The sequence below is a fragment of the Phyllobacterium sp. NPDC097923 genome (assembly GCF_044760925.1).
Lineage (GTDB): Bacteria > Pseudomonadota > Alphaproteobacteria > Rhizobiales > Rhizobiaceae > Phyllobacterium > Phyllobacterium calauticae.
In genome coordinates, this window is the sequence record NZ_JBIWBL010000002.1 from 348,532 (window position 1) to 363,362 (window position 14,831).

A 14,831-nucleotide genomic window follows, 5' to 3' on the forward strand; every position below is an offset into this window, starting at 1 on the left:
GTTTGCAGTCGAAAATGCAATTTCAGTGGCTATGATGAGCCAAAATGCCTGTTCAGGGAGAGAATCTGATGGCTTCAACAACAAAATCGGGCGCGAAAGCCGCCCTGAAATCAAAAACAGCAAAAGCCACGAAAGAAAAGAAGCAAACACCCGGCTTGTTTGAAGAACTGCTGTTTGCACGGGCGCCGGCAGAAGACCTTGCTGACTACGATGCAGGGGCGCTGAGAACGTCTGCCAAGCTTGCCGAGGATGCACTGAGCCGGTTCAAATCGGGAACGCCCCTGATCGACCTTTCCGATGGCAGTACCGTCTCCCGTGATGGCAGGCCGGTTACGGTCGTCACCCTGATCAACGATAACATGCCCTTCCTGCTCGACTCGGTTCTGGGCGAGTTCAGCGAACGGGTGAGTTCTGTCTATCTGGTGCTGCATCCAGTGATGGACGTGGACCGGAAAAGCGGCGCGGTTATCGGTGCTGCAGGACCCGACAAACCGGGCAAGGATGAAGCCCGCGTCTCCGTGATGCAGATTCACGTGCCGGCACTGGATGCACCCGTGCGTGAAATCATGGTTGAAGCGCTCAATCTCGTGCTCAAGCAGGTGCGCGAGGCGGTGAATGACCGCGCCGCCATGGTTGCGCGTCTCGGCGATGCGATCGAGGCCTACAAGACCGGCAAGACGCCGATGAAGAAAGCCGCCGCCGAAGAGGCGGTCGAATTCCTCGAATGGCTGCGCGACAACAACTTCACCTTCCTCGGTGTGCGCGAATATGATTATCAGGGCGACGGCAGCCAGGGCGAACTGGAGCGTTCGGGCAAACCCGGACTTGGTATTCTACGTGATCCCGATGTGCGCGTGCTCAAGCGCGGCAACCAAGGCGTGACGACCACGCCGCAGATCATCGCGTTCCTCACTGGTCCCGAGCCGCTGATCGTCACCAAGGCGAACACCAAGTCGCTGGTGCATCGCCGGGGCTACATGGACTATATCGGCGTCAAGACCTATGACGCCGATGGCAAGGTGAGCGGCGAATTGCGCTTCGTCGGCCTTTTCACCTCCGGGGCCTATACGCGTTCCGTGCTGAAGATCCCCTATCTGCGGTCGAAAACGGAAAGTGTCATCAGCCGCCTCGGATTCAACCGCGAAGATCACTCAGGCAAGCAGCTGATCAAGGTACTTGAGAGCTATCCGCGCGACGATCTTTTCCAGATCGACGTCAAGACATTGACCCGCAATGCCGAGATCATTCTGGCCCTGGGCGAGCGCCCGCGTGTGCGTGTCCTGCCGCGCATCGATCCTTTTGGCCGGTTTGCCTCCATCATCGTCTATGTGCCGCGCGAACGTTACGATTCCATTGTGCGCGAAAAGGTTGGTTCCTATCTCGCAGCAACCTATGAGGGACATGTTTCCGCCTATTATCCGGCATTTCCGGAAGGCAATCTGGCGCGTGTCCATTTCATCATCGGCCATGCGGAGAATGACTTCCCCAAGGTCAAGCGCGAGGCTTTGGAAGAAACCGTCCGGTCGATTGTCCGCACCTGGGAAGACGCAGTCGCCGAAGTTGGCGATCGCAGCGGCCTGGCGGAGTTCTCGTCGCTCGCCGCCGTATTCCCCGATTCCTACCGCGAAAACTTTTCGCCGGATGAAGCGCTGATCGATGCCAGCCGGATTGCCGGACTGTCGCGGACCAATCCGCTGTTTGTTGATTTCTACCGTCATCGGACCGATGGCGCCAATGCGGCGTCGCTGAAAATCTATCACTACGGCTCGGCCGTCGCCCTGTCCCAGCGGGTGCCGCTGCTCGAGAACATGGGCTTCCGCGTGATCAGCGAGCAGACATTTGCCTTGCCTGCTGCCGATGGCAGCCCGCTTTTCGTGCATGACATGGAATTGGTCAGCACATCCGGGTCTTCTATCGATCTGAGGGACAATGGCGACCTGTTCGAAGATGTGTTCCGCAACATATGGGGCGGCGCTTCCGACAATGACGGCTACAATGCGCTCGCATTGACCGGGCAGTTGACGGCACGCCAGATCATCATCCTGCGCGCCTATGGCCGTTATCTGCAACAGGCCGGTATTCCCTATTCGCAGGACTATATTGCCATTGCGCTCAACCGCTACCCGGCGATTGCCAAGCAATTGTTCGATCTGTTCGAGCAGCGGCTCAATCCGAAAAAGGGTGCGGCGGCGCAATCGCACCGCAAACAGGCAACGATTCGCGCTGCCATCGAAGAGGCACTGCAGGGTGTGCCGAGCCTTGACGATGACCGCATCCTGCGCCGTTTCCTCAATCTGATCGAATCGACATTGCGCACCAATGCCTTTGCGCCGGAAGAGGATGGCAGCGAACGTGTGACGCTGGCCTTCAAGCTCGACCCGCGCGCTCTCGATGATCTGCCGGAGCCGCGGCCTTATCGCGAAATCTTTGTCTATGGCCCCGAAGTCGAGGGTGTCCACCTGCGCTTTGGTCCGGTCGCGCGCGGCGGGCTGCGCTGGTCGGACCGGGCACAGGACTACCGCACGGAAGTGCTGGGCCTGGTCAAGGCACAGCAGGTCAAGAATGCCGTCATCGTGCCGGTTGGTGCCAAGGGCGGGTTCTATCCGAAGCGCCTGCCGACAGGCGGCGACCGCAACGTGATCTTCGAAGCGGGGCGTTCCGCCTACATCACCTTCATCGCGACGCTGTTGTCGGTGACCGATAACCTGCATGGCGAAACCGTTGTGCCGCCAGAGAATATCCTGCGGCTGGACGGGGACGATCCCTATTTCGTCGTGGCTGCCGACAAGGGCACGGCGACGTTCTCCGACACCGCCAACGCCATCAGCCAGGCGCATGATTTCTGGCTGGACGATGCCTTTGCGTCGGGTGGTTCGGCCGGCTACGACCACAAGAAGATGGGCATCACCGCTCGCGGTGCCTGGGAAGCCGTGAAACGGCATTTCCGCGAAATCGGCACGGATATCCAGAAAGTGCCGTTTGTGGCGGTTGGCGTCGGCGACATGTCCGGCGACGTCTTCGGCAATGGCATGCTGCTGTCACCGCAGACGAAACTCGTTGCCGCGTTCGACCACCGCGATATCTTCATTGATCCGGAGCCTGACGTCAAAGCCAGCCTGAAAGAGCGGCAGCGCCTGTTCAACCTGCCACGTTCGAGCTGGCAGGACTATGACAAATCGAAGATTTCGGCTGGCGGCGGCGTGTTCTCCCGTTCGCAGAAGTCGATTACCCTGTCGAAGGAAGCCGCCAAGGTGATTGGCCTTGCCAAGACCACGGCAACGCCGTTCGAAATCATGACGGCCATCCTGAAAGCACCGGTCGATCTCCTGTGGTTCGGCGGCATCGGCACCTATATCCGCTCAAGCTTCGAGACGGATGCCGAAGTCGGCGACCGCGCCAATGACGCCATCCGCATCACCGGGCTTGATGTGCGGGCCAAGGTGATCGGCGAGGGTGCCAATCTCGGCGTGACGCAAAAGGCCCGCATCGAGTTCGGTCTCGCCGGTGGGCGCTGCAATTCCGACGCCATCGATAACTCGGCCGGCGTGAACACCTCCGACGTCGAGGTCAACATCAAGATTGCCCTGGCGCAGGCCATGCGTTCGGGAAAACTGCAGCGCGACAAGCGCGATACGCTGCTTGAATCGATGACGGACGAAGTAGGGCATCTCGTCCTGCGCAACAATTATCTGCAGACGCTGGCACTGTCGCTGGCGCAGCGGCGCGGATTGACCGATCTTGCCTATCAGTCGCGGTTCATGAGCGAGCTGGAAGCCCGGAAGCTTTTGAACCGCAAGGTGGAAACCCTGCCCGATGACAAGGCGTTGGCCGAAAGGCAGGCTGATGGCATCGCGCTCAGCCGCGCGGAACTCGGCGTTCTGCTCGCCTACGCCAAGATCGTGCTGTCCGACCAACTGCTGGCCAGCAACCTGCCGGATGATCCCTATCTGGAGCGGGGATTGCTCGATTACTTCCCGAAGCAGATGAAGGAAGGCTACGGCGAGGAAATCCGCACGCATCGTCTGCGCCGGGAAATCATTGCAACCCAGCTCGCCAATGATGCCATCAACCGCGGCGGCCCGACCTTTGTCAGCCGTCTTGCCGATCTGACGGGGCAGTCGGCGCCGGATATCGTCCGGGCCTATGTGATCGTGCGTGACGGTTTTGAGGTCGATGGGCTGTTCGCTGATATCGATGCGCTCGACAATACTTTGCCGGGTGACGTGCAGAACGGCTTTTACGCCAAAGTGGCGCAGATGCTCAACTGGACAACGGCGTGGGTTCTGCGCAACCGGACCGGCGGCATCGGCCTGGAGGCGGCAATCAAGGAAATCAAGGCGGCTCGCAGCACCCTGCAACCCAAACTGGAGAAGCTGCTGCCGCTGTCCATGAGCAACCAGCTGCGCGACGATACGGCCTATTACGCCGGACAAGGTGCACCCGCGGCCTTGGCGGCTCAGCTCGCCCGGCTGGAAATCGCGCCGATCATTCCAGATATCGCTGCCGTCGCCCAACAGGCCGGTACCGACATTGCCAGTGCGGCCAAGGCGTATTTCGATATTTCCGAAGCGTTCCGCATCGGCCGTATCGTTGAAGCGGCGCGGGGTGTTTCCGTCGCGGACTACTATGACGGCATCGCGCTGGCACGTGCATCCGACCTGATCTCGCAGGCACGGCGCGGTATTGCCGTGGCGGCACTCAGCGAGCATGGCAAGAAGTCCGATCCGGCCAAGGAGTGGCTGGCCGGACGCGGTACGCAGGTCGATGAAGTGCGTCAGCGGATGGCGAATATCGTCGAGGGCGGAGATCTCACGGTCTCGCGTCTCGCCGTTGCCGCCGGATTGCTTTCCGACCTGTCCTAGAACAGGCTGGGGGACCGGATCAGGGGAAGGAAACGACATGGCTGCGTCTAAACGGGGCATCTGGGGATGGATGCTCTTCGACTGGGCGGCGCAGCCATTCTTCACCGTTGTCACGACCTTCATCTTCGGTCCCTATTTCGTCGCGCGGATGGCGAGTGATCCCGCCATCGGCCAGGCGGCCTGGGGTTATGGCATTGCCATATCCGGCCTCGTCATCGCCGTGCTGTCGCCCGTCCTCGGGTCGATTGCCGATCAGACCGGCGCGCGCAAGCCGTGGATCGGCTTCTTTGCCGTCATCCAGATCATTGCCCTGTCGATGCTGTGGTTCGCCGCGCCGGGTTCAAGTCTCATTGCTCCGCTGCTCTTCTTTTCCCTGGCGTCGATTGCCGCGGAATTCTCCATCGTTTTCAACGACTCGATGATGCCGCGGCTGGTGCCGGAAAAGGATATCGGGCGCATTTCCAACATGGCGTGGGGACTCGGTTATCTCGGCGGCATGATTGCCCTGATCTTTGTCGTCGCCTTCATGGCAGGTTCGCCAGAAACCGGAAAAACCATGCTGGGGTGGCAGCCGATCCTGGGGCTTGATCCCGCTGCAGGTGAGGGCGACCGCGCAACCGGGCCTCTGTCCGCGCTGTGGTATCTGGTTTTCGTGCTGCCGATGTTCCTGTTCACGCCCGACAGCGCAAGGGGGCTGCCCATCGGCAAGGCGGTGCGCGGAGGGCTTGCGGAGTTGAAATCCACCATTGGCGAGGTGCGTCGGCGCCCGGGTATCTTCCGCTTTCTGATCGCCCGCATGATTTATCAGGATGGCGTCAACGCCCTGATCGCCCTTGGCGGGGCATTTGCCGCGATCATGTTCGGCTGGGCAACCGTGGAGATCGGCATCTACGGCATCATCCTGAATGTCGTTGCGATTTTCGGCTGCCTTGCCGCGAGCTGGCTCGATACGCGGATCGGCTCGAAGGCGGTTGTGGTGATCTCGCTGCTGCTATTGACCGTCGCGGCCATCGGCATCGTCTCGACTGGGCCCGGCTACACACTGTTTGGATTGTTGCCGCTGACAGGCGCCGATACGGTCGGGCTGTTCAAGACACCCGCCGAGAAGGCCTTCATTGTATTCGGGCTTCTCATCGGGCTTGCCTTCGGCCCGGTGCAGGCATCGTCGCGGTCCTACATGGCCCGCAGCGTGTCGATCGACGAAGCGGGCCGCTATTTCGGCATCTATGCCCTGTCGGGGCGGGCAACGAGTTTTCTCGCGCCATTCATGGTTGCCACTGTGACAGCGCTGAGCGGATCGCCACGCCTCGGCATGGCGATGATCATCGTCTTCCTGCTGGCCGGACTGGCTGTCCTGTTGCGAACACCCTATCCCGCCGCAGTTCCGGCGAGGCTTAGTGCCTGAAATGGCGCATGCCGGTGAACACCATGGCAATGCCGTGTTCATCGGCCGCAGCGATAACGTCCTCGTCCCGCATGGAACCACCGGGCTGGATAACGGCCGTGGCTCCGGCGGCGACCGCTGACAGCAAGCCGTCGGCGAAGGGGAAGAACGCATCGGAGGCGACGACCGAGCCTTTGGTCAGGGGTGTCGGCAATCCGGCGGCTTCAGCAGCATCTTCTGCCTTGCGGGCGGCAATGCGTGCGGAATCAACGCGGCTCATCTGACCGGCGCCGATGCCGACCGCCGCGCCATCCTTCACATAGACGATGGCATTGGATTTGACATGCTTGGCGATGCGGAAGGCGAGCTTCAGGTCGGTCATTTCCTGTTCGGTCGGCGCACGCTTGGTCACGACCTTCAGATCGAGATCGTCGACCACGCCGCTGTCGCGCGACTGGACGAGAATGCCGCCGGCAACTGTCTTTGCTGTGATGCCGGATGCACGCGGATCGGGCAGGCCGCCGGTGACAAGCAGGCGAAGGTTTTTCTTGGCGGCAACGATTGCCTGCGCTTCCGGTGTTGCATCCGGCGCGATGATCACTTCGGTGAAGGTCTTGACGATTTCTTCCGCTGCGTCCGCATCGAGTATCTTGTTGAGCGCGACAATGCCGCCGAAGGCCGAAACGGGATCGCAGGCCAGCGCCTTGAGATAGGCTTCTTTCAGTGTCGCGCCCTCAGCCACGCCGCAGGGGTTGGCGTGCTTGATGATGGCGACGGCCGAGGTGCGGGCAGGATCGAACTCGGCAACCAGTTCGAAAGCTGCGTCGGTATCGTTGATGTTGTTGTAGGAAAGCTGTTTGCCCTGCAGCTGGGTTGCCGTGGCAACACCCGGACGCTTTTCCCCGGTGAGATAAAAGCCGGCGGACTGATGCGGGTTTTCACCGTAGCGCATGACGGAATGCAGGTGGCCGCCGATGGCCCGGCGCGATGGCGTCTCGGTCATCAGCGCTTCGGCAAACCAGCCGGAGATGGCCGCATCATAGGTTGCCGTGCGGGCATAGGCCTTGGCGGCAAGGCTCTGGCGGAAGGAATAGGGCAGCGATCCCTCGTGCTTGTCGAGCATGGCAATCACCATCTCGTAGTCGCCGGTATCGGTGACCACGCCGACATAGGCATGGTTCTTTGCCGCAGCGCGGATCATGGCCGGTCCGCCAATGTCGATGTTCTCGACGATATTGGCATAGTCTGCGCCGGAATGGCGAACCTCTTCAAAGGGGTAGAGGTTGATGACAGCCAGATCGATGGCGCCGATGCCGTGCGCCTGCATGGCATCGGCGTGTTCGGGATCATCACGCACCGCCAAAAGGCCGCCATGCACCTTGGGGTGCAGGGTCTTGACGCGGCCATCCATGATCTCGGGAAAATTGGTGATCTCGGAAACGTCAATGACGGGAATGCCTTCCGCCGCGATGGTCTTGGATGTACCGCCCGTCGACAGGATTTCGATACCGTGCCGGTGCAGCGCATGGGCGAGGGCTGTCAGGCCCGCCTTGTCGGAAACCGAAATGAGCGCACGCTTGACGGGATGAAGGTTCGGGGCGGGAATGGATTTTGCAGTGACGGCCATGGGAGAATTCGTCCTCAGCGGGAAAGTTTGGGGGATTTGGACAGCCGGTTAGCACAGGCAGCCAAGGAATCCTACTTCCGATCGCATATTCAGACGAATTGGGGCGGTTTTCCCCACCACAAGGGGTCAGCCATAGGCGCCGAGGGATGTCCGGGTGAATTGCCATTCCACTTCCGGTAGTTGCGCCGCACTCAGCGAAAGCGTGATCTGGCGCGTTTTGACCGGCCCGCGGAACCCGGCGAAGAACAGCGAGTCTTCGATGAAGGGCTGAACGGTGGCGGAAAACATCCAGATATCGTCATTGTCCACCTGCAGGATAATCAGGCCGTTATCGTCGACACTGACATTGACCGCCGGATGGAGATGAAAGCGGATGACCACATTTTCGCGGCCGGTCCCGCGCAGCGGATTGCGGCCGGCGGCAAAGAAACTGTCGATGCCCTCGATGACACTGCCATTATGCGACAGGACGATCTGGCGTTCGTGATAGATGCCGAATGGCCGGACATAGCCATTGTGGTTGGCGACGAAACCAGCGGCCCCCGGCCGTTCGATCCGCTCGACATTGACCTTTGTCGGCCCGGCGATGATCGGGGTGCCGATCATGGTGGAAAGCCCGGAGGTCGCGCTGAAACGGCATGACGAGGTGTCATTGATCGTCGCGGTGGAATGCGCAGCGGTGGAGCGCGCCAGCGGGCGGAATTCTTCCGGGCCGTAGCGGTCGACACCCGCATTGACGATGTAGCGATTGCGGCCGGATGACATTTCGAAAGACAGGCACCCGGCATGGGCATCGCGCGATGCGGTGACCGGCGGCGCAAGACCGGTATCGGCAATGATGGTGGTCGAATCCATCGAGAGCCGCTCATAACCCGAATGCAGCGCATGGGTCAGCGGCAGGCCGCCAATATCGTCATGGCGCAGAACGGCGATGACGCGTTCGGGCATGGTCGCGCCGACGCCGTTGAACAGGGCCAGGTTGCCGTCGTGATGGCGGAAGAAACGCAACGCGGGCAGCATGCGCTCGATGGCTTCCATCAGCGCCTTCGGCGGTGCCTCGGTGCCGCTGGCATAGGTCTGGCGCAGCGGAAGAAGGTCGGCCAGAAGTTCGAGTACCGTCAGCGGATTGCGGGAGATATGCCCGCCATCCGGCAGGATCTGGTGAATGAGCTCAAACTCGAGATTGCGGCGGGCCGAGCGCGCCGTATTGGACGAAACGGGCAGCGCCAGCGCGGCAAAGGCAAGCGCAATGCGGGCGCGCAGTTTCTCTTCGCCATCGTCCATCACGGCAGCCATGGTCCTGAGATAGCGAACCTGGGTGGCGAGCGAACGCATGAATTGCCGGTAGGCCCGCAGGTCTGCACCCGCCAGGATGAGGCTGGAATGCTGAAGCCAGGCGATAATGCGCTGGGCTGTGACCTCGGGAGCCCAGGCAGGGCCGCCGATCGAGCGGCCGTGGGTCGCTATCCAGTCGCTGAGCAGAGCGCGGGCATTGGCTGTAGCCAGCTCGGTGCCGGAGGCACGCATATGGCGCAGCCAGCCGAAATTGTGCAGCGCCGCCTGCCAGGCGGCATTGGGTGGCTCGACGATGAAGGGCGAGCGCCCGCCGGTCTCAACCACCCGGCCAGCAAGCGCAAAGCGGCCGTGGTAAAACTCTTCCGCCAGCTGCGGGTCGGCAGGGCGCAAATCCTGCGGTGCAATCAGCACGCGTTCGGGGGTAAACCCGGTGAAACGCCAGCGAAACAACGGCCCCATGCGCAAGCGCCTGCGAAAACGGCGCCACAATTGCGCAGTCGCAAGTCCCCAAAGTTGCGGTGTTTCGCTAAAAGCGACCATCTCGCGGCATTTCCTCGCTTCGCCGCATTCCGGCGCACTTCAGTCTGCTGTTACGCATGTTCGCGAAACATGTCCCGCACGGCGGAATCCTGTCCCAACTCCCTGAAATCATTGCTTTGGTTTCAACCCATCGACGACAAATCGGGACTATGCAACCAAAACAGTTAAAATTTTAGTATTTGATTTTAATCTTTCCGGCGAAAACGTGCAGCGAAGAAACCATCCATGCCTGAGAGGGCCGGATCATCGTTGGCAAGGTCAGCCGGTGTGGAACGCACATAGCCCTCCGGGGTGATCAGTTCGGCAAGTCCGCCCACCTCGTCCTTGCTTACTGGCAGCAATTCGATGGACGGATTCTTGGCCAGAAGATCGTTGGCAACCTTTTCGCCTTCCAGCGGATCGAGCGAGCAATTGGAAAAGACCACGACGCCGCCGGGACGAACCAGGGTGACCGCGTGATCGAGCAGCTTGGCCTGAAGCGTTGCAAGCTTCTGGATGTCGGCTGGCGACTTCGTCCACGGAACGTCGGGATGGCGCCGCACGGTGCCGGTGGAGGAGCAGGGCGCATCAAGCAGAACCGCGTCGAACGGCTCGGCTGGAGTATAGGCGGCGAGATTGGCTTCCACGGTTTCTGCCGTCAGCTGCAGGCGCTCAAGGTTTGATCGCAGGCGTTTCAACCGATTGGCCGACAGGTCAAGCGCCGTGACGTGCGCGCCGGCCAGCGCCAATTGCGCGGTCTTACCTCCGGGAGCGGCACAAAGGTCGGCAACACGCTTTCCCTTGATGTCGCCGAAGAGTTTTGCAGGAAGGCTTGCTGCCGTATCCTGCACCCACCAGTCGCCTTCGGCAAAGCCTGCAAGGCTGGTCAGCGCACCATCGACCTGGGCGATGCGCACAGACCCGGTCGGGAGGGCAATGCCGCCAAGGCGGTCCGCCCATTCCTGCGGATCGCCCTTGACGGTGAGGTCAATGGGCGGTTCTTTGCTCTGTATATCCAGGATAGCCGTGGCTTTTTCCTTGCCATAGGCGGCGATCAGGCCGTCTTCGAACCACGCCGGCACGTTGCTCGCATTCGAAACGAGAGTGTCTCTCTCACGCGACAGGCGGCGCAGCACGGCATTGACCATCGAAGCGAAACGGCGGTTGCGCGGATCGTTGTTGGCGGCGGTCACCGCCAGATCGACAGCGGCGCGATCGGGGATATCGAGATAGAGAATCTGTGCAGCGGCCACGTGCAGCAAGTGACGCAGAGCAACGGCGTTTTCGGGCAGCGGCCGGTCGATCAGCTGGCCGATGGCTGCTTCAATGGCGCCGCGATTGCGCAGGGCAGCACCGAGAATGGCGCGGACCAGCGACCGGTCGCGGTCGTCAAGCGCCATGTATTGCGGATGACCGTTGCTGTTGTCGGTCAGTCCATCCAGCGAGGTCTGCTTTTCAATGACGGCACCCAACAGCCGGGTCGCGCATTGGCGCGCCGCCAGCCCCGGCCGGTCTTCGGCCTCGTGGTAATTTGAGGCGCTGTTCTTCCTGCCAGACGGCCGCTTTCTCTCCTGTCCCGCGCTCATGCCCATGGGCCTTTACGCGAGGAACCGTCACGGCCCCAGGGGGACGGTGTCTCGTCCTGAGGCTCCTCCTGTGCGGAAGCAGCCGGCGTCGCCATTGGCTGCGGTGCGGCAGGACGCTGGCGAAACTCTTCCACCATGGCCTGCAAGGCCGCGATACGGTTTTCGGTGCTCGGATGGGTGGAGAACAAATTGTCAGCTCCTTGGCCGCTCAATGGATTGATGATGAAGAGCGACGCGGAGGCAGGGTTGCGCTCGGCTTCCTCGTTGACGATCTCCTTGGCACCGCGGGCAATCTTGTTGAGTGCGGAGGCGAGCCACAGCGGGTTGCCGCAAATCTCCGCGCCGCGCCGGTCCGCCGAGTATTCGCGCGTCCGACTGATGGCCATCTGCACGATCATGGCGGCGAACGGCGCAACGATCATGGCAACGAGAACGCCGATGAAACCGAGGGGATTGTTGTTGTTGCGATTGCCACCGCCAAAGAACATGGCAAAATTGCCAAGCATGGAGATTGCTCCGGCGAGGGTGGCTGTGACGGTCATGGTCAGGGTATCGCGATGTTCGACATGCGCCAGCTCGTGCGCCATGACAGCTGCCACCTCGTTCGGTGACAGGCGATGCAGCAGCCCGGTGGAAGCGGCGACCGCGGCGTTCTGCGGATTGCGCCCCGTGGCGAAAGCATTCGGCTGGTCATTTTCAATGAGATAGACGCGTGGCATGGGCAAGCCAGCGCGCGCGGCGAGATCGCGCACGATGCCGTAATATTCCGGGGCGTTGTTCTGGTCGACTTCGACGGCGTTGTACATCCGCAGGACCATCTTGTCGGAGTTCCAGTAGCTGAAGAGATTCATGCCTGTCGCAACGACGAGGGCAATCAGCATGCCGCCGGTGCCGCCAATGAGAAAACCGACGCCCATGAACAAGGCGGTCATGAAAGCGAGCAGCATTCCAGTGCGCATTACATTCATGGTGTCATTCCCCGCATTGTGAACATTTCACGTATCAAGATCATTCCTTTTGTTCGACATCTTCCGGTATATGATGGTGTTTCACACAGCAAGCTTCAATGATGGACAGACCAGAATGACCAGCGACCAGGCATCGGAGACGCCGCAGGCCGAGACCGGCGAGCAGCTGTCAGGCAAGCCTTTCGATCAACTGCCGCCTGCCGCACAGCGCGCATTGCTGGAAGCTGAGGCGCGCCGCAAGGCCGAGGAACAACAAGCCGGCCAGCCGCGGGAGATCGGTGGGCGCGGCGGCAAGGATCCCGCCCGCTTCGGCGATTGGGAAATCAAGGGCCGCACCATCGATTTCTGATCCCGTCGGCCTAGTGCCGGATGATTTCGATGCCCAGTTTTTCCCGCCGCAACCAACGGCTCATCAGCAGAATGGCGGCGGCAGCCAGGCCGGACAGCAGGCCGAGCCAGATGCCTGCGCCTTCCAGTTTCAGCCAGAAACCGAAGGCGACCGAGAGCGGCAGGCCGATGCCCCAATAGGCAATGGCCGCATAGATCATCGGTATCGTCGTGTCATGCAGGCCGCGCAGCATGCCGCTGGCAACGGCCTGCCCGCCATCAAAAATCTGAAAAAGCGCGGCAAAGGCCAGAAACGACACTGCGAGGGATACGACCGGCGCGTTGGCCGGATCGCTGACGTCAATGAATGCGCGGATGAGCTGGTGGGGCGCCAGGAGCATGAGCAGCGCTGTCAGAACCATAAAGCCTGTGCCGGCTGCAAATGCCACCCAACCCGCCCGCTTGATACCATCCCGGTCCTGTGCACCGTAGGCCCTGCCGATGCGCACGGTTGCCGCCTGGCCAAAGCCCATGGGGACCATGAAGCTGATCGACGCGATCTGGATGGCAATGGCATGGGCGGCCAGGGAATCGGGCCCGATAATGCCCATCAGAAAGGCGGCCGCGTTGAAAATGGTCACTTCGAAGCTGAGGATCGCTGCAATGGGCAGGCCGAGGCGCAGGAGTTCGCGATAGCGCGCCCAGTCGGCGCGCCAGAACCGGCCAAACAGGCGGTAGCGGCGAAACTGCCGGTCGCGTAAAACGACAATGACAAGACCGATGAACATCAGCGCGGAGGACAGCGTCGTGGCAATGCCCGAGCCGACGATGCCGAGTTTGGGGAAACCGAAATGGCCGAAGATCAGGCACCAGTTTGCCAGGGCATTGAACATCACGGCGAGGACAGCGATCACCAGCGCCCAGCCTGGACGTTCGAGTGCTGCCAGGAATGAACGGACGACGATGTAGCAATAGAACGGCAGGGCTGCCCATTGCAGGGCCCTGACATAGGCGCCTGCTTCGGCGGCAAGTGCCGGATCCTGCCCCATGGCCGTCAGGATCGACTGGGTGTTCCAAAGGACAAGCCAGATGGGAATGGAGATCGTCACGGCAATCCACAGGCCCTGCCGCACGGTGCGGCGGATTTCCCGTACGGTGTGTTTGTTGCGGCCCAGCTCGCGCGCCATCATCGGCGATGTCGCCAGCATGAGACCAAGGCCAAAGATCATCGGAACATAATAGAGATTGGTACCAAGCGCCCCGGCGGCCAGCGTGTGCGCACTGACCCAGCCCATCATCATGACGTCGGTTGCCGTCATGGCGGTCTGAGCCAGGTTGGTGAGAATCATAGGCCAGCTCAAGGACAGCATTGCAATGATTTCGTCACGCCATGCACGCTTGGGTGCTGCGTTTGGGGTCGAGAGGGCGGACATCGTGGGTCTTTCCGAGGGAATTGCCTCGTATAGAGGCAGAGTGCACCATTTTCAGGCAGAAATCTTGGTATCATCAATTTCGAAAAGAGCAAAGTGCATCACGGATACAATCTGGCGTTGGTTTCATTTGGAATGTCATCCGATTAATACTTGGAGGAATTGACATATTGTAATTTAAAAAATACATTTTTAATGCAGATCAAACAGACGGATACCTATCGGAGATGGGAGCGGAAGCTTAAAGACGACAGGGCAAGAGCTGCGATTGCTGCCCGGCTATTCCGTTTGGCCAATGGTCTGGTCGGTGATGTTTTGTCAGTGGGACAGGGCGTCAGCGAGTTGCGTATTCACTACGGACCCGGCTATCGCGTTTATTTCAAACGGCACAATTCCGAGATTGTCATTCTCTTGTGCGGTGGGAACAAGAGCACGCAACAGCAGGACATACGCAATGCAAAACTGATGGCTGCAGAATGGAAAGACGACAATGGTGACAAAGCTTTATGATTATGATCCAGCAGAGGCTTTGAAATCGGACGATGCAATCGAAGTGTTCCTGGCCGATGCGTTTGATACGGGCGACGCAGGTCATATTGCAAAAGCGCTGGGTGTCGTGGCGCGCGCCAAAGGGATGACGAGCATTGCCCGTGCAACCGGCTTGGCGCGTGAACAACTGTACAGGTCTTTGAGCGAGGACGGGAATCCGACGCTTGAAACGACCATTGCCGTCATGAAGGCGATCGGTTTCCAGATTACAGGAAAACGTGCCGCCTGAACGGAAAGGGCCACTCCGAAGAGTGGCCCCGCAATTCCGTCTGGCACAAAGCTG

The 14,831-nt window shown here is 60.6% G+C and carries 10 protein-coding genes; 5 read left to right on the forward strand and 5 right to left on the reverse strand.

Going from position 1 to position 14,831, the window contains the following annotated elements:
* Nucleotides 1–68: 68 nt before the first annotated feature.
* Together ACIQWS_RS14085 and ACIQWS_RS14090 are read left to right on the forward strand one after the other, a co-directional pair.
* Nucleotides 69–4,862 carry an NAD-glutamate dehydrogenase gene (locus ACIQWS_RS14085; RefSeq protein ID WP_403180191.1) on the forward strand — a complete coding sequence of 1,598 codons (4,794 nt, stop codon included), beginning with the start codon at nucleotides 69–71 and terminating at the stop codon, nucleotides 4,860–4,862.
* A gap of 37 nt (nucleotides 4,863–4,899) precedes the next feature.
* Nucleotides 4,900–6,267 (forward strand): MFS transporter, encoded by a 1,368-nt coding sequence (locus ACIQWS_RS14090; protein ID WP_403180194.1) that lies wholly within the window; start codon nucleotides 4,900–4,902, stop codon nucleotides 6,265–6,267.
* Here the strand turns inward: ACIQWS_RS14090 and purH are convergent.
* The 4 genes from purH to htpX all read right to left on the reverse strand — a co-directional run bounded on the left by purH (nucleotide 6,257) and on the right by htpX (nucleotide 12,242).
* The gene (purH, locus tag ACIQWS_RS14095; RefSeq protein WP_403180197.1) at nucleotides 6,257–7,873 is read right to left on the reverse strand and encodes a bifunctional phosphoribosylaminoimidazolecarboxamide formyltransferase/IMP cyclohydrolase; all 1,617 of its coding nucleotides are present in this window, start codon (nucleotides 7,871–7,873) and stop codon (nucleotides 6,257–6,259) included. The two genes, ACIQWS_RS14090 and purH, sit on opposite strands and share 11 nt — an antisense overlap.
* A 126-nt stretch (nucleotides 7,874–7,999) precedes the next feature.
* A complete protein-coding gene (locus tag ACIQWS_RS14100) occupies nucleotides 8,000–9,709 on the reverse strand; it encodes a heparinase II/III family protein (RefSeq protein WP_346305164.1) in 1,710 nt (569 codons plus the stop codon).
* A gap of 185 nt (nucleotides 9,710–9,894) precedes the next feature.
* A complete protein-coding gene (locus ACIQWS_RS14105) occupies nucleotides 9,895–11,274 on the reverse strand; it encodes an RsmB/NOP family class I SAM-dependent RNA methyltransferase (protein ID WP_403180203.1) in 1,380 nt (459 codons plus the stop codon).
* On the reverse strand, nucleotides 11,271–12,242 hold the full coding sequence (gene htpX, locus ACIQWS_RS14110; protein WP_403180206.1) for a zinc metalloprotease HtpX: 972 nt from the start codon (nucleotides 12,240–12,242) through the stop codon (nucleotides 11,271–11,273). The genes ACIQWS_RS14105 and htpX overlap by 4 nt, the downstream gene beginning before the upstream one ends.
* A 115-nt stretch (nucleotides 12,243–12,357) precedes the next feature.
* Here htpX and ACIQWS_RS14115 point away from each other — a divergent pair, with 115 nt between their 5' ends.
* On the forward strand, nucleotides 12,358–12,591 hold the full coding sequence (locus tag ACIQWS_RS14115; RefSeq protein WP_403180208.1) for a DUF1674 domain-containing protein: 234 nt from the start codon (nucleotides 12,358–12,360) through the stop codon (nucleotides 12,589–12,591).
* A gap of 10 nt (nucleotides 12,592–12,601) precedes the next feature.
* On the opposite strand, the gene ACIQWS_RS14120 is transcribed toward ACIQWS_RS14115, so the two are convergent.
* Nucleotides 12,602–14,002 carry an MATE family efflux transporter gene (locus tag ACIQWS_RS14120; RefSeq protein ID WP_288192829.1) on the reverse strand — a complete coding sequence of 467 codons (1,401 nt, stop codon included), beginning with the start codon at nucleotides 14,000–14,002 and terminating at the stop codon, nucleotides 12,602–12,604.
* Between the two features lie 192 nt (nucleotides 14,003–14,194).
* Between ACIQWS_RS14120 and ACIQWS_RS14125 the strand changes: the two genes are divergently transcribed.
* Together ACIQWS_RS14125 and ACIQWS_RS14130 are read left to right on the forward strand one after the other, a co-directional pair.
* Nucleotides 14,195–14,509, forward strand: coding sequence for a type II toxin-antitoxin system RelE/ParE family toxin (locus ACIQWS_RS14125; protein WP_346307051.1), 315 nt, complete (start codon nucleotides 14,195–14,197; stop codon nucleotides 14,507–14,509).
* Nucleotides 14,490–14,777 (forward strand): addiction module antidote protein, encoded by a 288-nt coding sequence (locus ACIQWS_RS14130; RefSeq protein WP_403180216.1) that lies wholly within the window; start codon nucleotides 14,490–14,492, stop codon nucleotides 14,775–14,777. Before ACIQWS_RS14125 ends, ACIQWS_RS14130 begins: the two co-directional genes overlap by 20 nt.
* Nucleotides 14,778–14,831: the final 54 nt, after the last annotated feature.

Coding starts and splice junctions, on each gene's coding strand:
- ACIQWS_RS14085 (WP_403180191.1), top strand. CDS start 69: ATGGCTTCAACAACAAAATCGGGCGCGAAAGCCGCCCTGAAATCAAAA.
- ACIQWS_RS14090 (WP_403180194.1), top strand. CDS start 4,900: ATGGCTGCGTCTAAACGGGGCATCTGGGGATGGATGCTCTTCGACTGG.
- purH (WP_403180197.1), bottom strand. CDS start 7,873: ATGGCCGTCACTGCAAAATCCATTCCCGCCCCGAACCTTCATCCCGTC.
- ACIQWS_RS14100 (WP_346305164.1), bottom strand. CDS start 9,709: ATGGTCGCTTTTAGCGAAACACCGCAACTTTGGGGACTTGCGACTGCG.
- ACIQWS_RS14105 (WP_403180203.1), bottom strand. CDS start 11,274: ATGAGCGCGGGACAGGAGAGAAAGCGGCCGTCTGGCAGGAAGAACAGC.
- htpX (WP_403180206.1), bottom strand. CDS start 12,242: ATGAATGTAATGCGCACTGGAATGCTGCTCGCTTTCATGACCGCCTTG.
- ACIQWS_RS14115 (WP_403180208.1), top strand. CDS start 12,358: ATGACCAGCGACCAGGCATCGGAGACGCCGCAGGCCGAGACCGGCGAG.
- ACIQWS_RS14120 (WP_288192829.1), bottom strand. CDS start 14,002: ATGTCCGCCCTCTCGACCCCAAACGCAGCACCCAAGCGTGCATGGCGT.
- ACIQWS_RS14125 (WP_346307051.1), top strand. CDS start 14,195: ATGCAGATCAAACAGACGGATACCTATCGGAGATGGGAGCGGAAGCTT.
- ACIQWS_RS14130 (WP_403180216.1), top strand. CDS start 14,490: ATGGTGACAAAGCTTTATGATTATGATCCAGCAGAGGCTTTGAAATCG.